A 22033-nucleotide genomic window follows, 5' to 3' on the forward strand; every position below is an offset into this window, starting at 1 on the left:
ATCACAGGGTATCGGCACGCGCGACGACGGGCGTCGCGGGCTGGTGTCCCGGCAGCAGCGACTCGACCTGACCGGCCGTGCTGAGGACCGCACCGGGCCCGGAGAGGGCGAACACGTCCTCGACCGCCGCACCCCTGGTCCGGACCACCACCCAGTCGATCCGGGCGCCCGTCTGCAGGATCGCGGAGACGATCCGGGCGAACAGCCCCGGTCGGTCCTCGGCGCGGACCTCCATCATCACGCCGTCCGCGTCGGAGCGGTGCCCGACGAGGACGGAGGACCTGGCCCGCGGGGGCCCGATGGGCAGGGCCTCGCCCCGCGCCAGGGCTGCGCGCAGCGATCCCGGGAGGCCGGCGTCGATCGCCCGGCGCAGGTCCTGCCGGAGCACGCGCGCGTCCACTGGATCGCCGAACCTCGTGGAGACCGTCATCCTCGCGCGCATCCCGCCGGGCGGCCGGAGGTCGATCTCCGCGTCGACGATCTCCAGTCGGTGGGCGGCGAGGACCTCCGCGGCCACCGCCAGTGATCGTCCGGCGCCGGGGGCGACGAGGGTGACCTCGTGGGTGGTGCCCGTGCCCGCGGCACGGAGCTCGACGACGACGTCGGGGGGCCCGTGCCGTCTCGACGCCCGCACCGTCGGCGCCTCGACGGCGGCGGGCCGGGGCCCCACCTGGGCGCGGCACGCCGCGACGAGCGCCGTGTGCGCGCTGGCCCGTCCCGCCGTCCACACGGTCGGGCCGGTGGCGATCGAGTCCGCCTCGGTGAGCGCGGCCGACACGTCCAGGGCGGCCGTGTCCCAGTCCAGTGTGTCGAGGACGAACTGGGCGGTCTCCGGGTCGGAGGGGTCGCGGCGGCCGGCGGTCCTGGCGAGGAGGAGGTGGTGTCGGACGAGTCGTTCCAGGGTCTGGGTGTCGCGCACGCTCAGCCCCATCCTCTCGGCGATCGGCCGGATCATGACCGCGCCGTTCTCGCTGTGGTCGCCCCCGCGGCTCTTGCCGAGGTCGTGGAGGAGCGCCGCCAGCAGTAGGAGGTCGGCCCGCCCGACCGAGGTGGTGAGCCGCGACGCCTCGACCGCCGTCTGCACGAGGTGCCTGTCGACCGTGTAGACGTGCGTGCGTTCGCGGGCGGGCAGGTCCCGCACGCCGGACCACTCGGGCAGTAAGCGCTCCCACAGTCCGCAGCGGTCGAGGGCCTCGTGCACGGGGATCTGCGCCTCGCCCGAGCCCAGCAGCACCAGCAGGTCGGACAGCGCCTCCGCGGGCCACCGGCCCTCGGGGGCGGGGCTGCGTTCGGCCAGGACGCCGAGGGTGGAGCCCGCCACCGGCAGGGAGAACCGCGCGGCGGCGGCCGCGACCCGCAGCGGTAGCCAGGGGTCCTCCGCGACGCGCGCGCCACGGGCCAGCGCCACCTCGCCCGCGTGCTCGACCACGCCGTCGTCCAGCGGCCGGCGGACCGGGGACCGCCTCAGCAGCCCGGTGAGCCCCCGCGTCGACAGGGTCGCGCACGATCCGCGTATCGCCTGGTCGGCGGTGAACGCGATCGTGCGGGAGGCGTCGCTGAGGGCACGGGCGAGGTCGAACCGGTCACCGAGTCCTAGGGCACGGCCGACCTCGTCGCCGTACTCCGCGTGCAGCACCTCGCGGGCGCGCCCGGCGACCCGGTGCAGCTCGGTGCGGGCGTCGAGCACGAGCCGGTGCGCGGCAGCCATCCCCCCGGGCACCACGGGTCGGCCGTCGCTGAGGTGCGCCAGCGCCAGGGCTGTGACGAGCTGTGCGTCGCGCAAACCCCCGACACCGTTCTTGAGGTCCGGCTCGCTGCGGTGGGCGATGACGCCGGCGCGGTGGCGCCTCGCCGCGGCGGCGGCGACGAGGTCGTCGAAGCGGGAGGCGATCTGGTCACGCCACTGGCGGCGGGCGCCGTCGACGACCAGAGCACCGAGATCCGCATCGCCCGCGATCACCCGCGCGTCGAGCAGGCTCAGGCCCACCGAGACGTCGGCGGCGGCGACGGCCAGGCACTGGTCAACCGTGCGGACGCTGTGGTCGAGGCCGACCCCGGAGTCCCACAGGGGGTACCACAGCGCGTCGGCGAGCTCGCCCACGTCGCGGTCCGTGCGGCGTTCGTGCACGAGCACCAGGTCGAGGTCCGAATGCGGCAGGACCTCCCTGCGGCCGAGTCCGCCGAACGCGATCAGGGCGAATCCTGAGCCCGGGTCGACGCCGGCCTCCTCGGCGAGCCGCGACAACTCCATCTCGTAGAGCTCGCACAGGGCTGCCCGCAGTGCCGCGGCCGGCAGGTCCTCGCGCCGCGCGGAGAGGATCCGTGCACGTCCGGCTCGCAGTGCCGTGGCACGTTCGCCGTCAGCGGTCGCCCTCATCCCTCTCCCCTTCCCCACGTCCGTCGGGATCCAGAGTCCCGCGCCCGTGTCACCCCGCCGGGGCGGGCGTGTTTCGCTTCTGTGAACGGCCCCGCACGGAGCGGGCGCACACGAGAGCGCGGGCCGCCCCCGTGGGGGACGACCCGCGCGCGGAAGCGTGGGTATGTGTGGGAACGGGCGGGGCCGCTCAGATGGCGTCGACACCCTCCTCGCCCGTGCGGACACGGACGATGCTCTCGACGGCGGTCACCCAGACCTTTCCGTCGCCGATCTTGCCGGTGCGGGCCGCGTCGACGATCAGCTGCACGACCGTCCCGGCGGTGTCGTCGTCGACCACCACCTCGACCCGGATCTTGGGCACGAAGTCGACGGCGTACTCGGCGCCGCGGTACACCTCGGTGTGGCCCTTCTGGCGTCCGTAGCCCTGGACCTCGCTGATGGTGAGTCCGTGGATGCCCGCCTGTTCGAGGGCGGCCTTGACGTCGTCGAGCGTGAACGGTTTGACGATCGCGGTGACGAGCTTCATGTCCTGGTTCCTTTCGAAGGGGGTCGGTTCAGCGGATGAGCGCGTTGGTCGAGGCCTCGTACGCGGTCTCCGCGTGCTGGGCACCGTCGATGCCGGCCTGCTCGTCGGCCTTGTCGATCCGCCAGCCGAGAGGGCGGCAGATCGCCCAGGCGATCACGGTCATGACCGCGGTGAACACCAGCGCCACGACGGCGATGGCGATCTGGACGACCAGCAGGCGCCAGCCGTCGGCGGAGTAGAAGACGCCGGGCGCGGTGTCGAAGGTGCCGGTGGCGAACAGTCCGATCGCGACGGTGCCCCAGATGCCGGCCACGAGGTGGACGCCCACCACGTCGAGCGCGTCGTCGTAGCCGAATCGGTGCTTGAGTCCCACGGCGAGGGCGCACAGCGCGCCCGCGATCGCGCCGAGGGCGATGGCGCCGAGCGGGTGGACCGACCCCGCGGCGGGGGTGATGGCGACGAGGCCGGCGACGACGCCGGAGGCCGCGCCGAGGCTGGTGGCGTGCCCGTCGCGGATGCGCTCGGCCAGGAGCCAGCCCAGCATCGCGGCGGCGGTGGCGGCGGTGGTGTTGACCCAGGCCAGGCCGGCCGTGCCGTTGGCGCCGAACGCGGAGCCGGCGTTGAACCCGAACCAGCCGAACCACAGCAGCGCGGCGCCGAGCATGACCAGGGGCAGGCTGTGCGGGCGGAAGGCGGTGCGACCGAAGTCGAGCCGCTTGCCGATGAGCAGGACGAGCACCAGCGCGGCCATACCGGCGTTGATGTGCACGACGGTTCCGCCGGCGAAGTCGACGGGGCCCACGGCCGCGGTCAGGCCGCCCTCGCCGTCGTCGACCGAGCCGAAGATCATCGCGGCCAGACCACTGTCGGAGTGGGAGAGCAGTCCCCCGCCCCACACCATGTGGGCGAGCGGGAAGTACGCGAGGGTGACCCACACGCCGGCGAACGCGAGCCAGGTGCCGAACCGGACGCGCTCGGCGATCGCACCGGAGATGAGCGCCACGGTGATGATCGCGAACGTCACCTGGAAGGCGACGTCGACGACCGCCGGGTAGGCCCCGGAGCCGGACATCGCCCACCCGCTCGCGTCACCGATCACCCCGGACAGTCCGAACATCTCGAAGGGGTTGGCGAACAGCCCGGCCACGGACTCGGTGCCGTAGGACATCGACCAGCCCCACAGCAGGTAGACGACGCCGACCAGCCCCATGGTGCCGAACGACATCATCATCATGTTGAGCACCGACTTCTGCCGGGACATACCGCCGTAGAAGAACGCCACGGCGGGGGTCATGAGCAGGACCAGGGATGCCGCCATGAGCATCCAGGCCGTGTCTCCCGTATCGAACTCCGGCGTCGCCTCCTGGGCGAGCAACGCGACACTGTCACCTATCACGGTGCTGTCCTCCTCGTTTCGTTGCGTGGTGAGCGTCTTCTCGCTCCCCGTCGCACTAGAGGTTTCCGCTGCCGTGTTGCGGTGGATGTGCGCGTGTGTTTCCTACCGGTTACACGCGACGGGCCCCGGTTCCGGTCATGTGTCGCGGCCCGCCGCGCCTAGGTCCCGAGCAGCGCGTCGACGAACGCCTCGGGGGTGAACGGCGCGAGATCGTCCGCGCCCTCGCCCAGCCCGACGAGCTTGACCGGCACGCCCAGCTCGTGCTGCACCTGGAAGACGATGCCGCCCTTGGCGGTGCCGTCGAGCTTGGTCAGCACGACGCCGGTGATGTCGACGACCTCTTTGAACACGCGGGCCTGCATGAGCCCGTTCTGTCCGGTGGTCGCGTCGATCACGAGCAGGACCTCGTCGACGGGGGTCTTCTTCTCGACGACCCGCTTGACCTTGCCGAGCTCGTCCATGAGGCCGGCCTTGGTGTGGAGGCGGCCCGCGGTATCCACGAGCACGGCGTCCACACCGGTCTCGACGCCGCGTCTGACCGCGTCGAAGGCGACCGAGGCGGGATCGGCGCCCTCCTTGCCGCGCACGACCTCGGCGCCGACGCGCTCGGCCCAGGTCTGGAGCTGGTCCGCCGCGGCGGCGCGGAACGTGTCCGCGGCGCCGAGCAGGATGGCGCGGCCGTCGGCGACGAGGACGCGGGCGAGCTTGCCGGTCGTGGTGGTCTTGCCGGTGCCGTTGACGCCGACGACGAGGAGGACCGCGGGCGTGCCCTCGTTCGGCAGCGCACGTAGCGAGCGGTCGTACTCGGGGTGGAGGTTGTCGATGAGGGTCTGCCGGAGCAGGTCCCGCACCTCGGCCTCGGTGCGGACCTGGCGGGTCGCGATCTCCTCCCGCAGCCGGTCCACCACGCGCTGGGTCGTGGTGGCCCCGAGGTCGGCCATGATGAGGGTGTCCTCGATCTCCTCCCAGGCGTCCTCGTCGAGGTCGCCCGCACCGAGCAGGCCGAGCAGCCCCTGGCCGACGGTGTTCTGCGAGCGGGCGAGCCGGCCCCGGAGGCGGTCGAGTCGGCCGGTGGCCGGATCGATGCGCTCGACCGGTGCGACCGGCTCGGGGGTCCCGGTGATGACCTCCGTGGTGGGCGCCGGGACCTCGTCGGAGGGAACCTCGGGCGGCACGACCACCGGCTCGACGGGGGCGGGTTCGACGATCTCCGTGTCCGCGCTCGGACCGGGTTCGACGTCCGGCTCGACGACCGGGATCTCGGGCTCGGCATCGACGCCGCGCTCCGGCGCGGGCGTCGGCTCGGCCACCGGCGGGGTCTCCGGCGCCGTCGGCGTACCGGGCCGGGCGTCAGTGGGCGTCGCGGGTGGCGGTCCGGCCGGCGCGGCGGGAGGCGCGACGGGAGGCGCGACGGGAGGTGCGGCTGCGGAACGGGGCTCCTCCCTCGGGATCGGCTCCTTGGCGGGCGCGGCCACACCGCCGCCCTGCGCGAAGGAGAACCCCGTCCCGGCCTGGTAGTTGCCGGACCGCTCCTCGCGGGTGAGCTCCTTGCGTTCCTCGGCCTTGGTCAGGGAGATCTGCCGCTTCTTGCGCAGCTGCAGGCCCACGACGAGGGCGATGACGGCCAGCAGCAGCACCGCGGCGACGGCGATGATGATCCAGGTGGTGGTAGTCACGGTGCCCAGTATGGCCGAGGGCGTCCGTCGCCATGGCGGCCCCGGGGGTCCGCGGCCCGCGGCCACGCCGCTCCCCCTCGCCGCGCCGGTCACGGTCAGCGCATGCGTTGGGAGATGACCTTGGAGATCCCGTCGCCCTGCATGGAGACGCCGTAGAGCACGTCGGCCACGTCCATGGTCGGCTTCTGGTGGGTGATCACGATGAGCTGGCTGGTCTCGCGCAGCTGCTCGAACAGCCCGATGAGCCGGCGCAGGTTGGTGTCGTCGAGCGCGGCCTCGACCTCGTCCATCACGTAGAACGGGCTGGGCCGGGCCTTGAAGATCGCCACCAGCATCGCCACCGCCGTCAGCGACTTCTCGCCGCCGGACAGCAGCGAGAGCCGCTTGACCTTCTTGCCGGGCGGCCGCGCCTCCACCTCGATGCCGGTGGCGAGCATGTCGTCGGGCTCGGTGAGCACCAGCCGGCCCTCGCCGCCCGGGAACAGCACCGAGAACACGTCGCGGAACTCGCGTTCGACGTCGATATACGCCTCGGTGAAGATCTGCTCGATCCTGTCGTCGACGTCGTCGATCACGCCCTCGAGGTCCGCGCGGGCTTTCTTGACGTCGTCGAGCTGGGCCGACAGGAACGCGTAGCGTTCCTCGAGCGCGGCGAACTCCTCCAACGCGAGGGGGTTGACCTTGCCGAGCGTGGCGAGGTCCTTCTCCGCTCGCCTGAGGCGCCGCTCCTGCTCGGACCGCACGAACGGCATGGGCGGCGGCGGGGTGACGTCCTCGCCACGCTCGCGGGCCGCCTCGTACTCCGACATCTCCAGCGCGGACGGCGGCAGGTCCACGTCGGGCCCGTACTCCGCGACCAGCGCCTCCGGTTCGATCCCGTGCCGCTCGAGCACCGCCGCCTCGAGCTCCGAGACCTTGACCTCGAGCTGGGCGCGGACGATCTCGTCGCGGTGCGCGGCGTCCCCCAGCCGTGAGACCTCGCTCTCCGCCGCGGTGAGGTCACCGCGCAGGGCGGTGGCCCGGGCGGTCGCCTCCGAGCGCGCGGCCGCCAGCCGGTCGCGTTCCGCCGAGGCGGCGGCGATGAGCTCGTCGAGGCGGGCCAGCAGTCGCCCGCTGAGCTCGTCCACCACCCCGGCGACCTCGGCGCCCCGTCGGCGCTCGGCCGCCGCCCGGGCCGCGCGGGCACGGGACTCGCGCTCGGCCTGGGCGGCCCGTCGCAGGGACGCCGACTTCCCGCGGACGCCGGCGGCCCGTTCCTCGGCGGAGCGGTGCGCGAGCCTGGCCTCCAGTTCGGCGGCCCGGGCCGTCGCCACCTCCGCCTGCGCCGCGACCCGACCGTCGTCCTCGGGCGGCCTGACCTCGTCGTCGTCACCCGCCCGGACGAGCCGGTCGGACAGCTCGGCGTGCTCGGCGCGCGCGGCATCGAGCTTGTCCACGGCGATGCGCCGCGACTGCTCGAGGCGGCGCACGTCCGCCTCGGCGCGGCGACGCCGCTGCCCGATGCGGGCCAGCTCGGCGTAGATCTCCTCGATCGCGGCATCGGACTCCCCGATCGCGGCGAGGGTCTCGGAGTACCTGTCGGCGCGCTCGGCGTCCTCCGCCTCGGCGCCGGCCAGCTCGGCGCGGGCGGTCTCGATCTCGGCGCGGACCGAGTCGCGCTCGGCGACGGCGGCGTCGATCGCGGACTGGATCTCCAGACCCGTGCGCCCGGACGCCGAGCCACCCACGGCCCACCCCGCGCCGGCGAGCTCCCCGTCCCGGGTCACCGCGCGCACGCGCCGGTCCGCGTCGACCTGAGCCTGGGCGGCGGTCAGGTCGTCGACCACGACCACGTCCACCAACAGGGCGGTCACCGCGGCGACGAGGTCCTCGGGCACGTCCACCACGTCCAGGGCCCACCGGGCGCCGTCGACGAGGTCCACCTCGAGCCGGTAGTCCCCGCCGGGCGCGCCGCGGCCCACGAGCCCCGCCCGCCCCGCGTCGGCCTCGCGCAGCGCGGCGAGCACCTCCCCGCGGTCCACCCCGGCGTCCACGACCACCGCGTCGACGGCGGGGCCGAGCGCCACGCCGATCGCGCGCTCCCAGCCGTCGCGCACGCCGAGCGACTCCCCCACCGTGCCGGCCACGGCATCCGCGCCGAGATGCCGCACGACCCAGTCGGCGCCGTCACCGGCGCCCTTGTTCTGTTCGAGGGTCTCGATGCGCGCGGCCAACCGCGCGATCCGCTGATCGGCCTCCCGCTCGAGGCCCTGCAGCTCGGCCAGTCGCGCCCGGGCGGCCAGGTGGGCGCGCTCCGCGCGGCCGAGGTGCTCGTCGAGGGTGCGCTCGCCCTCGGAGTGGGCGCCGATCCGGGCGTGGACCGCGTCGAACTCGGCCTCGGCGTCGGCCACGGCGGCGCGGGCAGCGGCGGCCTCGGCGTCCAGCCGCGCGATCTCCGCCTCGGTCGACTCCACGCGCGCGGCGAGCGTCTCGACCTTGCCGGCGAGTCGGGCCACGCCCTCGCGCCGGTCGGCGATCGCCCGGACGGCCTTGAGGTGCTCGGCCTCGAGCGCGGCGAGCGCAGCCTCGGCCGCACCCAGCGCCTCCGTCGCGCGGCGGGCCCGGTCGGCGGCGGCCTCGGCCTGCTCCGCGAGATCCTGCTCGTGCGCCGCGGCGCGCTCGGCCTGACGGTCGAGTTCGTCGGGATCGGTGCCGTGGTGCACGGCGACCTCGGCGGCGAGCGAACGGGCGCGGTCGGAGGCGATACGGGCGGTCGCGCGGGCCCGCTCGGCCAGGGTCGACAGGGCGAACCACCGCTGCTGGGCGGCGTCGGCCTCGGGGGTGAGCCTGTCGAGCTCGGCCTGGGTCTCCGCCGCGGCGCGGGCCAGCTCGTCCCGGCGGTCGACCGCCTCGGCCACCCGGTCGGCCAGGCGGGCGCGCACGCTCTCGGCGTCGGCGAGCTCGCGCCGGCGGGTGACGAGGTCGTCGGCGGCCAGCCGGAACGTCGCATCGCGCAGGTCGGCCTGGATGGTCTGCGCCCGCCGCGCGACCTCGGCCTGCCGCCCGAGCGGCTTGAGTTGGCGTCGGAGCTCGGTGGTGAGGTCGTTGAGCCGGTCGAGGTTGCCCTGCATCCCGGCGAGTTTGCGCTGCGCCTTCTCCTTGCGGCGGCGGTGCTTGAGGATGCCGGCGGCCTCCTCGATGAACGCGCGTCGCTCCTCGGGCTTGGACTCGAGGATCTCGGCGAGCTTGCCCTGGCCGACGATCACGTGCATCTCGCGCCCGATGCCGGAGTCCGACAGCAGTTCCTGCACGTCCATGAGGCGGGCGCGGTCGCCGTTGATCTCGTACTCCGCGGCCCCGTCGCGGAACATCCGGCGGGTCAGGGAGACCTCGGCGTAGTCGATCGGCAACGCGCCGTCGGAGTTGTCCAGGGTGAGCGTGACCTCCGCGCGGCCGAGCGGCTGCTTGCCGGCGGTGCCGGCGAAGATGACGTCCTGCATCTTCCCGCCGCGCAGGGTCTTGGCGCTGTGCTCGCCCATGACCCACGTCAGCGCGTCGACGACATTCGACTTGCCCGAGCCGTTGGGGCCGACGACGCAGCAGATCCCGGGCTCGAATCTCAACGTCGTGGGCGCGGCGAAGGACTTGAAGCCCTTGAGCGTCAGCGACTTGAGATACACGGATGTCGATCCTAGGTCAGCGTTCGACGAATCCCGTCAGTCCGCCTCGCGCCGGTTCGTAGGTGTCGACGACGAGGTCCACGCGTCCGGGGGTCTCGCCACCGCGGAGGAGATCGCACAGGGCCCGGCACGCCGACTCCGGTCCCTCGGCCACCACGTGGACGCGGCCGTCCGGCTTGTTGGCCGCGTACCCGCTCAGGCCCAGTTCGAGGGCGCGGCTGCGCGTCCACCAGCGGAAGCCGACGCCCTGGACGTGACCGTGCACCCACGCGACCAGGCGGACCGTGTCCTGCCCCGGGTCGCTCACTCGGGATCGCGCCCGGTCTCGAAGTGCAGCGCCACCTCGGTACCCGCGGTGATGGTCCGGCCGACGGTGCACGTGGCGTCGACCGAGCGGCGGATCATGTCGAGCACGCGGTCGGCCATCGCCGGGTCCAGGCCCGACAGGTCGAGCTCGTAGGTCTCCTCGAGGCGCGGGTAGCGCTCGTTCTCGCGGTCGGCGTCGCCGGAGACGCGGACGGTCGCGGCGTAGTCGTCACCGAGCCGGCGGGAGACGGTGAAGTCCGACGCCATGGCCGTGCACGCACCGAGCGCGATCTTGAGCAGCTCGCCCGGGGTGAACACGCCCTCGACGTCGGCCGACCCGATCTCGACCCGTGCCCCGCGCGAGGAGGTGCCCACGTAGCGCCGGGTGCCGACCCGGTCGACCCGCAGCTCCGGGCCCGGGGCGTACCCGGGGGCGTCCCCGTGGGCGGGTGCGGGATCCTGCGGTGCGGGCTGAGGCGTCTGGGTCATGCGGTCATCGTACGACCGGGCGGCGGCGCGCCCCGCTCCGGCGGCGGGGCGCGGGCTGGCAGACGGGGCAGAAGTGTGAGCCCCGGTTCATGAAGTCCTCGCGCACGACGGCGGTCCCGCAGCGGCCGCACGGCAGGCCCGCACGGCCGTAGACGTCGAGCGACCGGTCGAAGTACCCGGAGGCGCCGTTGACGTTGACGTACAGCGCGTCGAACGAGGTGCCGCCGGCGTCGAGGGCGTCGGCCATCACCGCGCGGGCGTGCTCGAGGGCGCCGGTGACGGCGCGCAGGGTGACCGCGCCGGACCGTCGCCGACCGTGCAGACCGGAGCGCCACAGCGCTTCGTCGGCGTAGATGTTGCCGATGCCGGACACGACGGTCTGGTCCAGCAGGAGCCGCTTGATCTCGGTGTCGCGGCGTCGGATGACCCGGGCGGCGGCGAGGGGGTCGAACGCGGACTCGAACGGGTCGGCGGCGATGTGCGCGGCCGGCGCGGGCAGCAGCACCCCGCTGCCGTCACGGGACTCAGCCATCGGCACGACCGTCCACCCGCCGAACGTGCGCTGGTCGACGAACCGGAGCTCGTTGCCGTCGTCCAGGACGGCCCGGGCGTGCAGGTGGCGCACCGGCGGTGCGCCGGCACCCGTGACGAGCATCTGCCCGCTCATGCCCAGGTGGACCAGGAGGCAGTCGGCGCCGGCCGCGTCCTCGCCGTCGAGGGTGAGCCACAGGTACTTGCCACGGCGTCGCGCCCCGCTGACGGTACGCCCGGTCAGCCGCGCGACGATCTCGGTCGCGCCCCCGGGCTGGCGGCGTGCCGTGCGCGCCCCGGTGACCTCGACGGAGACGAGCGTGCGACCCACGACGTGATCGACCAGTCCCCGGCGGACGACCTCGACCTCGGGAAGTTCGGGCACGTCAGCCGGCGGTCCGGTCCGCCGTGGCCCCGTCCAGGGCCGCCCAGGCCTGCTCGGCCGCCTTCTGTTCGGCCTCCTTCTTGGTGCGGCCGGTGCCCTCGCCGAGCGCGTCGTCGCCGACGAACACCACGGCGGAGAAGGTCTTGTCGTGGTCCGGGCCCGTGGAGGTGATCTCGTAGCGCGCCTTGGGCCGGCCGAGCGACGCGCACTTCTCCTGGAGGCTGGTCTTCCAGTCCAGCGCCGCGCCCAGATGGGGCACGACCGTCAGGCGGTCGCCGATGATCTTCTCGATCAGGCCGCGGGCCGTCTCGAGGCCGTGGGTGAGATAGACCGATCCGAACACCGCCTCGAGGGTGTCGGCGAGGATCGAGTGCTTGTCCCGGCCGCCGGTGAGCTCCTCGCCGCGGCCCAGCCGCAGGTGTCGGCCCAGTCCGCCGTCGCCGAGTTCGCGGGCGATGTCGGCCAGGACGTACGTGTTGACCAGGCTCGCGCGGATCTTGGCCAGGTCGCCCTCGGGGCGGTCCGGGTACGCGTTGTAGAGGTACTCCGTCACGACGAGCTCCAGCACGGCGTCGCCGAGGAACTCCAGGCGCTCGTTGTGCGGCAGCCCCCCGTGCTCGTAGGCGTAGGAGCGGTGGGTCAGCGCCTGGGTCGCCAGGCCGGCGGGCAGGGCCACGCCCAGGACGGTGTCCAGCGGCGAGGGCTGGTCGGTCACGCGCGGTCCCCGTCGGAGTCGGCCGGGTCCGTCATGCCGAACTTCTCCGCCAGTCCGGCCCAGCGCGGGTCGATGCGGCCGGTCTCCTCGCCGGAGACCCCGTCCGGGGCGGGGGTCTCGGGGTTCACGCACTTGTCGTGTCCGTAGTCGGTGCACGTGGGCGACATGGGGAACTCGAGACCGAACGCGTCGACGAGGGCCGGTTCGAGGTCGATCAGCTCGCCGTCGAGCAGTCGCACCTCGTCCTCCTCCGCGCCGTCGGCCGCGGCGGTGCCGGGGGTCGCGTACATCTCGGTCAATTCCACGGCGACGTCGGTGGTGAACTCACCGAGGCAGCGCGCGCACTCGACGTCGGCCCGGCCGCTGACCGACCCGGTGACCAGCACGCCCTCGTCGACGAACGTCATCATCAGGTCCAGCTCGACCTGCGACCCGCTCGGGATCCGGATGAGCTCGACGCCGATGTCGGAGGGCAGCACGGCGGCGCGCTGCACCGGCTCCATCGCGCCGGGCGTGCGGGAGAGCACGCGGGTGTCGAGGACGAGCGAATCGGCGGCCGGACGGCCGTGGCGGGGGGTGCGGGAGGTGGTGGACACGCCCAGCAGACTACCCGCCTGACTCAGTAGTCCCCGTACCCGTCGCCGAAGCGCTCGTCGTCACGGGTGCCCCTGCGGGCGGCCGGATCGCGCCGTGCGGCGGGCGCGACACCGTGCAGTTCCTCGCGGCCGCGTGCGACGGTGCGCAGCGTGGCCCCGAGGAACTCCTCGAAGCGGGCCATCTTCTCGTCGATGTAGGCATCGCACTCCTCGCGCCGGCGCTCGCTCTCGGCGTGGGCGGCGTCGCGCACGCGGGCGGCCTCCTCGTCGGCGATCCGGACGACCTCGGACTCGGACAGCATGCGCTGCTGCTCCTGGCGGGCCTCGGTGATCGTGCGGTCGTAGAGGATGTTGGCCTGCTCGACCAGCCGGTCGGCCTCGGCGCGGGCGCGGGTGGTGGTGGACTCGGCGTCCCGGCGGGACCGATCCAGTAGCTCGGCGGCCTCGGCGCGGGCATCACCGACGAGCCCGTCGGCGTGCGCGGTGGCCTCGGCGACCATGCGGTCGGCGCGGGACTTGGCGTCGGCGAGCATCGCGTCGGCGTCCTCGCGGGCGTCCCGCAGGGTGCGGTCCGCCTCGGCGTCGGCGGCGGCGACGGTCTCGCGAGCGGTGGCGTCCGCCTCGGCCAGCACCCGGTCGCGCTGGTCGAGCACGTCCTGGGCGTCGTCGAGTTCGCCGGGGAAGGAGTCGCGGATGTCGTCGAGCAACAGCAGGGACTCGTGCCGGGGCACCACGCAGTTCGCGGTCATGGGCAGACTGCGGGCGTCCTCGATCATCGCGTTCAGCTCGTCGAGGGCCTGGAACACTCGGTACACGCTCGTCCCTTCACCGGATCGTCACATTCGTCCCATCAGTGTGCCCGCAACACACGGTGACGGGCCGGTGCGGCGGCGGTGTGTCCGGTGGTCCGGCGATTTCAGCCCGGGCGCTCCCGCAGCGCGACGGTTCAGCCCAGGCGCTCCCGCAGCGCGACCGCGACCGGATCCGGCAGCAGGTGCGAGACGTCGCCGCCGAGCCGGGTGACCTCGCGGCACAGCGACGACGACACGAACGCCAAGTCGGCCCGGGTGGGCAGGAAGACGGTGTCGACGCCCGCGATGGACCGGTTCATGTGGGCCATCGGCAGCTCGTAGTCGTAGTCGGTGGAGTCCCGCAGGCCTTTGATGACGGCCGTCGCCCCCTGGTCGCGGCAGTAGTCCACGAGCAGTCCGTAGAAGCTGTCCACCCGCACGCCGGGTATGTCCGCGCACACCTCGTCGATGAGCGCCTTGCGCTCGTCGATCGTGAAGGTGCCCTGCTTGTTGGGGTTGGCGACCACGCACACGACCACGTCGTCGAACAGCTCCGCGGCGCGGCGGATGATGTCGAGGTGCCCGAGGGTCACCGGGTCGAAGGAGCCTGGGCACACGACGGTCGTCATGGGGCGACCGTATCAACCGGCCTGGCCATTTCGATCGTGGTCTCCCCGTACGTGCGCTCGAAGATCACGTCGTAGCCGGCGGGCCAGCGCACCGCGGGGTCGCGCTTCGAGCGCTCCCACACCACGAGGGCGTCCTCGGCGAGCCAACCCCCCGCGAGCAGCGCGCCCAGGACCGGCTCGTCGAGCACGGCCGAGCGCTCGTACGGCGGGTCGGCCAGGACCAGGTGAAAGCCGCCGGGCACGGGGCAGTCGCCCTCGACGGCCGCCGGGAGGGCCGCACGTCTGACGATGGTGCGCAGGGAGGGTGACGACGACGAGGCCCCTCCGGTGTTCTTCTTCAGGCAGGCCACCGCCCGGTGGTTCTCCTCGACGAACCACGCGGTGTCGGCCCCCCGGGACAGGGCCTCGAGCCCGAGCGCCCCGGAGCCGGCGAACAGGTCGAGGACGGCGGCGCCGTCCAGGTCCACCCGGCTGTCGATGGCGCTGAACAGCGCCTCGCGGACCCGGTCGGTGGTGGGCCGTGTCCCGGCCGGCGGCACGGTGATCGACAGCCCGCGCAGGCGGCCGGAGATGATGCGGGTCATTCGGGTTCCCGTCGCGTCAGTATCTGAACAGGTAGTCGGATTCCTCGGAGCCGGCCAGGCGGCGGACACGCTCGGCGAGGGCGGGGTGCCGGTGCAGGCCCGGGTCCGCCTCGAGGATCTCCTCGGCGTGGCGGCGGGCGATCTCGATGACGTCCCCGTCGTCGACAACCGAGAGCAGCCGTAGCGCCGACAGCGCCCCGGACTGCGCGTCCCCCAGGATGTCCCCCTCGCGCCGTTGGACGAGGTCCAGCTGGGCCAGGGCGAACCCGTCGCTCGTGGCGGCGACCGCGTCGAGCCGCTCCATGGACCGGCTCCCCGCGCGGGAGTTGGTCACGAGCAGGCACAGTCCCGGCAGCCCGCCGCGGCCGACCCGACCGCGCAGCTGGTGGAGCTGGCTCACACCGAAACGCTCGGCGTCCATCACCACCATGACCGTGGCCTCGGGGACGTCCACCCCGACCTCGATGACGGTCGTGGACACGAGTACGTCGAGGTGGCCCGCGGCGAAGTCGGCCATGGTGGCGTCCTTCTCCTCCGACGGGAGCCGGCCGTGCAGGAGGCCGATCCTCAGCCCGGCCAGCGGGCCGGTGGACAGGTACTCGTGCAGATCCACGGCGGCGACCAACGGCGGTCTGTCGCCGCCCTCGTCGTCGTCACCCTTCGCCCCGTCGTCGGCCTTGCCGTCGTCGGCATCGATGCGGGAACACACCACGTACGTTCGGTGGCCGGCGGCCACCTCCTCGCGCACCCGCTCCCACGCCCGCACCAACCACGCCGGCCGCTCGCGCGCCGGCACGACGGACGTCGAGATCGGGCGCCGACCCCCGGGGAGCTCCTCGAGCTCGGAGACCTCCAGGTCGCCGAACACCGTCATGGCGATCGTCCGCGGGATGGGGGTCGCCGTCATCACCAGCAGGTGCGGCACCATGCCGGCGCGGCCCTTGGACCGCAGGCGGTCGCGCTGACGCACCCCGAAGCGGTGCTGCTCGTCCACCACCACCAGGCCCAGGTCGAAGAAGTCCACCGAGTCCTGGATCAGGGCGTGGGTCCCCACGACGATCCCCGCCTCGCCGGTGACGATGTCGAGCAGGGCCGCCCGACGCTGGGCGGTGGACATCGAACCGGTGAGCAGCACGACGCGGGTGGCGTGGTCGGCGGCGCCCAGGCGGCCGCGCTCGCCGAGATCGCCGAGCATCGCGGTGAGGGACCGGTGGTGCTGGACCGCCAGGACCTCGGTGGGCGCGAGCATGACGCACTGCCGTCCGGCGTCGAGCACCTGCAGCATCGCGAGCAGCGCGACCACGGTCTTGCCCGAGCCGACCTCGCCCTGCAGGAGCCGGTTCATGGGCTCGTCCCGCGCCAGGTCGGCCGAGATCTCCTCCAGCACCGCCTTCTGTCCGTCGGTGAGCTCGAACGGCATGCGGGCGCCCATCGCCGCGCGGATGCCGTCGTCCCGCACCGGGCTGGCCGGCGCCGGGTCCCGCGCGACGAACCGGCGCCGCGCACCGAGCAGCAGCTGCAGGGCGAGCGCCTCGTCGAAGCGCAGCCGGTGTCCCGCGTGGTCCTTCTCCCGCGCGTTCTCGGGCAGATGCGCCTTACGCAGCGCCTCGTCCAACCCCATCAGCCCCGCCGCCGACCGCACGGTGTCGTCCAGCGGGTCGACCACCGGCACCAGCGCCCGCAACGCGGTCACGACCGCGCCGAGCAGGTCCCACGAGGTGACGCCCTCCTTCGCGGCGTAGACGGGCAGCAGCGGGCGGTCGAACAGGCTCGGCCCGCCCTCGGCGTCGATCTCCGCAGCGAGCCGGGCCAGCGCGGCCAGGTCGCCTGATCCCTTGAGCTGCCCGCTCTGCCCGGAGACCGACCGCAGCACCAGGAACTCGGGGTGCTTGAGGTCCGGCGCGCGACGGAAGTGCGACACGGTGCCGTCGAACATGGCGAGGGTGCCCACCGGGAGCAGGTACTTGATGCTGCGACCGGCGAAGAAGACCACTCGGAACTCCATGTCGCCGTCCTCCACGGTGAGCGTGAGCATCTCGCGAGGCTGGCCTTTTTTGGTGTGGTAAGTCCTCGTCCGCGCCGTGGTGACCGTGCCGATGACCGTCACCCGCTCGCCGTCGACGAGCTGCCGCTTGTCGTAGCGTTGCCCGTGCTGGCGGTAGCGCCGCGGCAGGGTGTGCAGCAGGTCCCCGACGGTCCGGTGGCCGAACGCCGTGGTGATCCGCTCCGCCAGCCCGGGGTCGAGCACCTCGACCAGGGGCGTGTCCGTGGTGGCGAGCGTCGTCATTCGACCCCGACGTGCGCCAGCGCCCGCCCCGGGCCCGCGGCGTAGCCGACGACCTCGATGTCGGGGTGCGCGCTGCGCAGCCTGGAGAGCGCCGACTCGGTCGCCGCCTCGTCGTACTCGTCTCCGAACAACACCGTGACGAGCTCCCCGCCGGCGGACAGCATGCGGTCGACCAGCGCACAGACCGCCTCGACCGCGTCGGTCCCGATGAGCGCGACATCGTGGCCGACCACGCCGAGCAGGTCGCCCGCCGCGCACCGGCCGACCAGCGTGAGGGCGTCCTGCTCGGCCCGGGCGAGGTGCGCGTGCCGGGTGCCCGCCGCCGCGTCGGCCATCGAGAACCCGTCCAGCGACAGGGTCGTGGTGGGGTCGTGCACGGCGAGCGCGGCCAGTCCCTGGACCACCGATCCCGTCGGCAGGATCAACGCGTGGCCGACGGCGTCCCGCAGCGCGGCGTCGAGCGCGCTGATCCGGTCCCGCGAGAGCTCCCCGTTGGGCAGCACGAGCAGTTCATCGGCCTCCACGGCCAGCACGGCGTCGACCACACCGGCCCCGTTCTCGCCGGGGTCGACGGTCGCGGCGCCCGCGCCCGCGAACAGCTCGGCGAGCGGGCCGTCCGGGACGATGGCCACCACGCGTCGCACGCCCGGCTCACCGCCGGGACCGCCACGCCGGGCGCCGCCGCCGACGCCCGCGCCCGCGGCGTCGTCGGCGGATTCGCCCCGGCCGCTGTTCCCGATCGGGTCGAGCATGTCCGTGACCCTGATCTCGGTGACGCGCCCCAGCGGCAGCGCCGTCTCTATTGCCGAGCCGATGTCGTCGGTGTGGACGTGGACCGCCCACCTGGCGTTGACGTCCGAGCCGCCGTCGCCGACCACCACCACGCTGTCGCCGAGCATCCGCAGTGCCGACCGCAGCTCGTCGGCGCGCGCGTCGTCGGAGTGGGTCAGCGAGTACATCACCTCGTACCGCGTCCCGCGCTCGACGTCTTCGGCGTCGCAGGTCCCTCCGGCTCCCGCGCCGCCGGGCCGGCCGTCGCCACCGGATGCCGCGACCGCGGCCGCCGCGGCGGCTGGCTCGGACGGCGTGAAGTACTCCGGGCGCTCGGGGGTCTGTCCCGTCAGCACCTCGACCATCGCGTCGAGCAGGACGAGCAGGCCCCGACCGCCGGCGTCCACGACCCCGGCACGGCGCAGCGCCGGGAGCTGCGCGGTCGTGCGGTCCAGGGCCTCCGCTCCGGCGTCCGCAGCCGCGCGGGCCACCTCGACCAGCGAGTGGGCCGACGAGCGCCCCGCCGCCGACGCGGCCTCGCGCAGGACCGTGACGATGGTCCCCTCCACGGGGTCGCTCAGCGCGTGGTCGACGAGTGTGACGGCCGTGCGCAGGGCCCGGCGGTAGGTCGAGGCGTCGACGACGGTGAAGGTCGCCGCCTCACCGACCGCACGGAGCACCTGGGACAGGATCACGCCGGAGTTGCCGCGCGCCCCGTGGACCGCCCCGTGGCCGAGCGCGACGGCGATCTCGCGGGCGCCCGCCGTGCCGCCGCCCTCGGTGATCCACGCGTCCTCGCCCTCAGCACGGTCCACGGCCGCGCGCATCGTATAGAGCAGGTTGGTCCCGGTGTCCGAATCGGGCACCGGGAAGACGTTGAGGGCGTTGATCTCCTCGCGGTGGAGCGCGAGCATCTCGACGGACCGCCGCGCCCAGAGGAGCAGTCCGTGCGCGTCGAGGGTCGACGGACGATCCTCGACATGAGTCGACTCCTGCGTCATCACCCCTCCTCACCACACGACCACCCCTGTGGTGCAACTCCCGGCCCGCGCGGCCAAGCCTAGTACCCTCACCACTCGACAGCCCTCCGACTAGCCGAGACGGCCGATACGACCCGGGAGCACCACGATGACCTTCGACCTCGCCGACACCCCGCTCGTCACCCTCGCCGAGGGTGTGCTCACGCTCCCGGTCTCCCTGGAGGGCAGGGGCAACTCGCTGGACTCCGACGCGGTCGACCAGGCGTCGGTCGCGCTGCGCGCCCTGCTCGCGGGTGAGATCGACGCCGGCGCGGTCCTCCTGGTGGGCCTGGGCGCGAACTTCTGCGCGGGCGGCAACGTCCCGGGCTTCGCCGCGGCCCCCGACCGCGCGGAGCACGTGCGCGAGCTCGCCGACCGTCTCCACGCGGTCGTCCGTCAGCTCGACGAGCTCCCCGTGCCGGTCGTGGCCGCCGTCGCGGGGTGGGCGGCCGGCGCCGGGGCCTCGCTGGTCCTGGCCGCGGACTTCTCGGTCGGCGGCCCCGACACCCGGCTGCTGGCGGCCTATCCGGGTATCGGCCTGTCCCCCGACGGCGGGATGTCGTGGCGCCTGCCCCGCGCGATCGGCCAGGGTGCGGCTCGGGCGTTCATCATCAGCAACGAGCCGATGGACGGTGCGAGGGCGTACCAATTGGGCCTGCTCACGACGTTCGTCGACGGCGACGTCCGCGAGGCCGCGCGCGAGCTGGCGGTCCGCCTGGCCGCCGGGCCCCGGGAGTCACACGCGGCCGCCAAAGCCCTGCTCCGCGCCTCGGAGTCCACGACGCTGGCCGAGCAGCTCGACGCCGAGCGGGATTCGATCGCCCGGCTGGCCGTCTCCCCGGACGGCGTCGAGGGCGTGGACGCCTTCGTCGCCAAGCGCACGCCGGAGTTCGGCGGGCGCTGACGCGACGGGGCCTGCTGGCCGGTCCGCCGGCACCGGCCCGCCCGCCTCCTGCCTCTACGCTTGTCGGGGCTCGTCGGGGAGGCTCCAGTCGACCGGCTCCACGCCGAGTCGGCGAAGCTCCTCGTTCGCCCGACTGAACGGCCTGGAGCCGAAGAAGCCCCGCGATGCCGACAGCGGCGAGGGGTGCGCGGAGGCGATGACCGGAGTGTCGCCGAGCATCGGCGCCAGTGACTGCGCGTCGCGTCCCCACAGGATCGCCACCATGGGCCGTTCGCGCTCGACGAGCGCCTCGATCGCCCGCTGGGTGATCTCCTCCCAGCCCTTGCGGCGGTGCGAGGCGGGCTCGCCGGGGGCCACGGTGAGCACCCGGTTGAGCAGCAGCACGCCCGCCCGGGTCCACGCGCCGAGGTCACCGTGTCGGGGGGCCGGCAGCCCGAGGTCGTCGGTGTACTCGCGGTAGATGTTGACCAGGCTGCGGGGCAGCGGGCGCACGTCCGCCTCGACCGCGAAGCTCAGTCCGATCGGATGCCCGGGCGTGGGATACGGGTCCTGGCCCACGATGAGCACGCGGACGTCGTCGAACGGCTGCGTGAACGCCCGCAGGACACGGTCCGCGTCCGGCAGGAAACCCCGGCCGGCGGCGTTCTCGGCGCGGAGGAAGTCGCCCATCTCGTGGATTCGCTCCTCGACCGGGGCCAGGGCCTCCGCCCAGCCGGGGTCGAGGAGGTCGGCGAGCGGCGCGGGGGTGCGTCGTGGTGCCACCGGTCAGTCCAGGCGGCGCAGGTCGGCGCGGTAGCGCATGGCGTTGTCGTGGTACATCTGCGTGTTGCCCTCGAGCATCGCGGGGTCGACCTTGTGGCCCTCCCGGATCTTCGCGGGCATCCCCATCGCCATGCGGCGGTCGGGCAGCTCGAACCGCGGGGGCACCAGGCACCCCGCGGCGACGACGGCGCCCGCGCCGATGACTGCGCCGTTGAGCACGATCGACCCGGACGAGATCAGCGTGCGGTCACCGATGGTCGCGCCCTCGATGTGGGCGTTGTGCCCGACCACGCAGTGCTCGCCGATGATCGTCGCGTCGCTCGCCGTGCAGTGCACGATCGTGCCGTCCTGGATGTTGGACATGGCGCCGACCTCGATGCGCCCGTAGTCCCCGCGCAGCACGGCGGTGGGCCACACCGAGACGCCGGGTCCGAGGGTCACCCGCCCGATGACCACCGCGTCGGGGTGCACCCACGCGTCGGGGGCGATGTCGGGTTCGAGGTCTCCGAGTGCGTAGACGGCCATGCGTCCACCCTAGTTCGCGCCCCGCGCCGAGTCCCAGCCCCCGGGGACCCGCGGCTGGCCGTCGAGTGTGACGCGCCCCGGCTCACCGGCCCGGACGGTGCCGATCACCGTGAACCCGGCCGGCGGGGTGGTCCCGGGTGGGAAGGTGCCGAGCAGGCCGTGGTCCTCGCCGCCGTCGAGCACCCAGTCCGTGACCTGCGCGGCGGGGTCGGCCGCGCCGAGCGTACCGGCGGCTTCGTACAGGAGGGGGTCGACGGGGAGCGCGTCCGCGGTGAGGTCGGCCGCGACGCCCGAGGCGCGCGCCAGGCCCGACAGGTCTCGCAGCAGGCCGTCGCTGACATCGGTGAGGGACCGTGCCCCCGCGAGGCGCGCCGCGGTCCCGAGTCCGATCGGGGGCACGGGAACGCGGTGCGACTGCTGTAGAGGCCCCTGGGGATGTCCGGCGAGGAGGAGCGCGAGGCCGGCCGCCGAGCGCCCGGGGGTCCCGGTGAGTGCGACGGCATCCCCCGGCTCCGCGCCGTTGATGCGTAGTGCCCGGGCGCCGCGCGGGAGGGTGCCGATCGCGGTGACGCCGACGACGACGAGGTCGGCCCTGGTGAGATCGCCGCCCACCACGACGGCGCCGGATCGGGCGGCCTCCCCGTGGATCCCCGCGGCGAGGTCCTCGATCTGCCCCATGGTCGTCCCGGCGGGTACCGCGAGGGCGACGAGCACACGGGTGCAGTCGGCGCCCATCGCCAGGACGTCGGAGACGTTCTGGGCCACCGCCCGGCGCCCCAGGTCGGCCCAGCCGGTGAAGTCCAGTCGGAAGTGGGTGCCCTCGACGAGCATGTCGGTGGTGACCACCGTCGCCTCCGCCGGCCCCAGCACCGCCGCGTCGTCCCCGTTGCCCACGGGATCGTCCGCATGCCCGTCGCCCGGCCCGCTGAGGACGGCGAGTACCGCCGCCTCCCCCGCCCGGGCAACGGTCAGGTCCCGGTCGGGGCTGACCGCATGGGCGGCGGTCTCGGCCCGGTCTGACACGGCGGCCACCCCTTTTCCCGTGGTGTCGCACGCCGGGAGCTCCGGCGCGGGTCTGTAGCGTTGCCGTCAGGCTAGCGGCCGC

Annotated in this window: 19 protein-coding genes; 1 reads left to right on the forward strand and 18 read right to left on the reverse strand. The window is 73.8% G+C overall.

Annotated features, from left to right (window positions below):
* Nucleotide 1: 1 nt before the first annotated feature.
* The 15 genes from A6035_RS09065 to A6035_RS09135 all read right to left on the reverse strand — a co-directional run bounded on the left by A6035_RS09065 (nucleotide 2) and on the right by A6035_RS09135 (nucleotide 18719).
* Entirely contained in the window at nucleotides 2–2377 is a 2376-nt protein-coding gene (locus A6035_RS09065) for a [protein-PII] uridylyltransferase (RefSeq protein WP_108847520.1), read from the reverse strand.
* A 187-nt stretch (nucleotides 2378–2564) separates the two neighbouring features.
* Entirely contained in the window at nucleotides 2565–2903 is a 339-nt protein-coding gene (locus A6035_RS09070; protein WP_007632886.1) for a P-II family nitrogen regulator, read from the reverse strand.
* Nucleotides 2904–2931: 28 nt separating this feature from the next.
* Complete coding sequence (locus A6035_RS09075; protein WP_108849175.1) at nucleotides 2932–4227, reverse strand: ammonium transporter; 1296 nt, start codon at nucleotides 4225–4227, stop codon at nucleotides 2932–2934.
* 230 nt (nucleotides 4228–4457) lie between these two features.
* Nucleotides 4458–5975, reverse strand: a complete 1518-nt coding sequence (gene ftsY, locus A6035_RS09080; protein ID WP_108847521.1) for a signal recognition particle-docking protein FtsY — start codon at nucleotides 5973–5975, stop codon at nucleotides 4458–4460.
* Between the two features lie 95 nt (nucleotides 5976–6070).
* Nucleotides 6071–9634: a chromosome segregation protein SMC gene (smc, locus tag A6035_RS09085; RefSeq protein ID WP_108847522.1), complete on the reverse strand. Its 3564-nt coding sequence runs from the start codon at nucleotides 9632–9634 to the stop codon at nucleotides 6071–6073.
* Between the two features lie 16 nt (nucleotides 9635–9650).
* Nucleotides 9651–9941 carry an acylphosphatase gene (locus A6035_RS09090; RefSeq protein ID WP_108847523.1) on the reverse strand — a complete coding sequence of 97 codons (291 nt, stop codon included), beginning with the start codon at nucleotides 9939–9941 and terminating at the stop codon, nucleotides 9651–9653.
* Entirely contained in the window at nucleotides 9938–10429 is a 492-nt protein-coding gene (locus A6035_RS09095) for an OsmC family protein (protein WP_244192398.1), read from the reverse strand. Before A6035_RS09095 ends, A6035_RS09090 begins: the two co-directional genes overlap by 4 nt.
* Before the next feature lie 4 nt (nucleotides 10430–10433).
* Nucleotides 10434–11345, reverse strand: a complete 912-nt coding sequence (mutM, locus tag A6035_RS09100) for a bifunctional DNA-formamidopyrimidine glycosylase/DNA-(apurinic or apyrimidinic site) lyase (RefSeq protein ID WP_108847524.1) — start codon at nucleotides 11343–11345, stop codon at nucleotides 10434–10436.
* Nucleotide 11346: 1 nt separating this feature from the next.
* A complete protein-coding gene (rnc, locus tag A6035_RS09105; RefSeq protein WP_108847525.1) occupies nucleotides 11347–12060 on the reverse strand; it encodes a ribonuclease III in 714 nt (237 codons plus the stop codon).
* Nucleotides 12057–12656 (reverse strand): YceD family protein, encoded by a 600-nt coding sequence (locus A6035_RS09110; RefSeq protein ID WP_108847526.1) that lies wholly within the window; start codon nucleotides 12654–12656, stop codon nucleotides 12057–12059. Before A6035_RS09110 ends, rnc begins: the two co-directional genes overlap by 4 nt.
* Nucleotides 12657–12679: 23 nt before the next feature.
* Nucleotides 12680–13471, reverse strand: a complete 792-nt coding sequence (locus A6035_RS09115; RefSeq protein WP_108847527.1) for a DivIVA domain-containing protein — start codon at nucleotides 13469–13471, stop codon at nucleotides 12680–12682.
* Between the two features lie 131 nt (nucleotides 13472–13602).
* A complete protein-coding gene (gene coaD, locus A6035_RS09120; RefSeq protein WP_108847528.1) occupies nucleotides 13603–14076 on the reverse strand; it encodes a pantetheine-phosphate adenylyltransferase in 474 nt (157 codons plus the stop codon).
* Entirely contained in the window at nucleotides 14073–14660 is a 588-nt protein-coding gene (gene rsmD, locus A6035_RS09125) for a 16S rRNA (guanine(966)-N(2))-methyltransferase RsmD (RefSeq protein WP_108847529.1), read from the reverse strand. Before rsmD ends, coaD begins: the two co-directional genes overlap by 4 nt.
* Before the next feature lie 16 nt (nucleotides 14661–14676).
* On the reverse strand, nucleotides 14677–16947 hold the full coding sequence (recG, locus tag A6035_RS09130) for an ATP-dependent DNA helicase RecG (protein ID WP_108847530.1): 2271 nt from the start codon (nucleotides 16945–16947) through the stop codon (nucleotides 14677–14679).
* Nucleotides 16944–18719 (reverse strand): DAK2 domain-containing protein, encoded by a 1776-nt coding sequence (locus A6035_RS09135; protein ID WP_108847531.1) that lies wholly within the window; start codon nucleotides 18717–18719, stop codon nucleotides 16944–16946. The genes recG and A6035_RS09135 overlap by 4 nt, the downstream gene beginning before the upstream one ends.
* Before the next feature lie 127 nt (nucleotides 18720–18846).
* On the opposite strand from A6035_RS09135, the gene A6035_RS09140 reads away from it, so the two are divergent.
* Nucleotides 18847–19641 (forward strand): enoyl-CoA hydratase-related protein, encoded by a 795-nt coding sequence (locus A6035_RS09140; protein WP_108847532.1) that lies wholly within the window; start codon nucleotides 18847–18849, stop codon nucleotides 19639–19641.
* 54 nt (nucleotides 19642–19695) lie between these two features.
* Here A6035_RS09140 and A6035_RS09145 read toward each other — a convergent pair whose 3' ends face one another.
* The 3 genes from A6035_RS09145 to thiL are packed head-to-tail and all read right to left on the reverse strand — an operon-like array spanning nucleotide 19696 to nucleotide 21951.
* A complete protein-coding gene (locus A6035_RS09145; protein WP_108847533.1) occupies nucleotides 19696–20403 on the reverse strand; it encodes a uracil-DNA glycosylase in 708 nt (235 codons plus the stop codon).
* A gap of 3 nt (nucleotides 20404–20406) precedes the next feature.
* A complete protein-coding gene (locus A6035_RS09150) occupies nucleotides 20407–20928 on the reverse strand; it encodes a gamma carbonic anhydrase family protein (protein WP_108847534.1) in 522 nt (173 codons plus the stop codon).
* A gap of 9 nt (nucleotides 20929–20937) precedes the next feature.
* Nucleotides 20938–21951, reverse strand: coding sequence for a thiamine-phosphate kinase (gene thiL / locus A6035_RS09155; RefSeq protein WP_235026664.1), 1014 nt, complete (start codon nucleotides 21949–21951; stop codon nucleotides 20938–20940).
* Nucleotides 21952–22033: the final 82 nt, after the last annotated feature.

It is taken from the genome of Dietzia lutea (assembly GCF_003096075.1).
GTDB classification, from domain to species: domain Bacteria; phylum Actinomycetota; class Actinomycetes; order Mycobacteriales; family Mycobacteriaceae; genus Dietzia; species Dietzia lutea.

What these genes read in the sequence shown, in the direction of transcription:
- recG (WP_108847530.1), bottom strand. Translation starts at nt 16,947, where the DNA reads ATGACGACGCTCGCCACCACGGACACGCCCCTGGTCGAGGTGCTCGAC.
- A6035_RS09140 (WP_108847532.1), top strand. Translation starts at nt 18,847, where the DNA reads ATGACCTTCGACCTCGCCGACACCCCGCTCGTCACCCTCGCCGAGGGT.
- A6035_RS09095 (WP_244192398.1), bottom strand. Translation starts at nt 10,429, where the DNA reads ATGACCCAGACGCCTCAGCCCGCACCGCAGGATCCCGCACCCGCCCAC.
- A6035_RS09135 (WP_108847531.1), bottom strand. Translation starts at nt 18,719, where the DNA reads ATGACGCAGGAGTCGACTCATGTCGAGGATCGTCCGTCGACCCTCGAC.
- rsmD (WP_108847529.1), bottom strand. Translation starts at nt 14,660, where the DNA reads ATGACCCGCATCATCTCCGGCCGCCTGCGCGGGCTGTCGATCACCGTG.
- A6035_RS09065 (WP_108847520.1), bottom strand. Translation starts at nt 2,377, where the DNA reads ATGAGGGCGACCGCTGACGGCGAACGTGCCACGGCACTGCGAGCCGGA.
- A6035_RS09150 (WP_108847534.1), bottom strand. Translation starts at nt 20,928, where the DNA reads ATGGCCGTCTACGCACTCGGAGACCTCGAACCCGACATCGCCCCCGAC.
- A6035_RS09075 (WP_108849175.1), bottom strand. Translation starts at nt 4,227, where the DNA reads ATGCTCATGGCGGCATCCCTGGTCCTGCTCATGACCCCCGCCGTGGCG.
- coaD (WP_108847528.1), bottom strand. Translation starts at nt 14,076, where the DNA reads ATGACGACCGTCGTGTGCCCAGGCTCCTTCGACCCGGTGACCCTCGGG.
- A6035_RS09070 (WP_007632886.1), bottom strand. Translation starts at nt 2,903, where the DNA reads ATGAAGCTCGTCACCGCGATCGTCAAACCGTTCACGCTCGACGACGTC.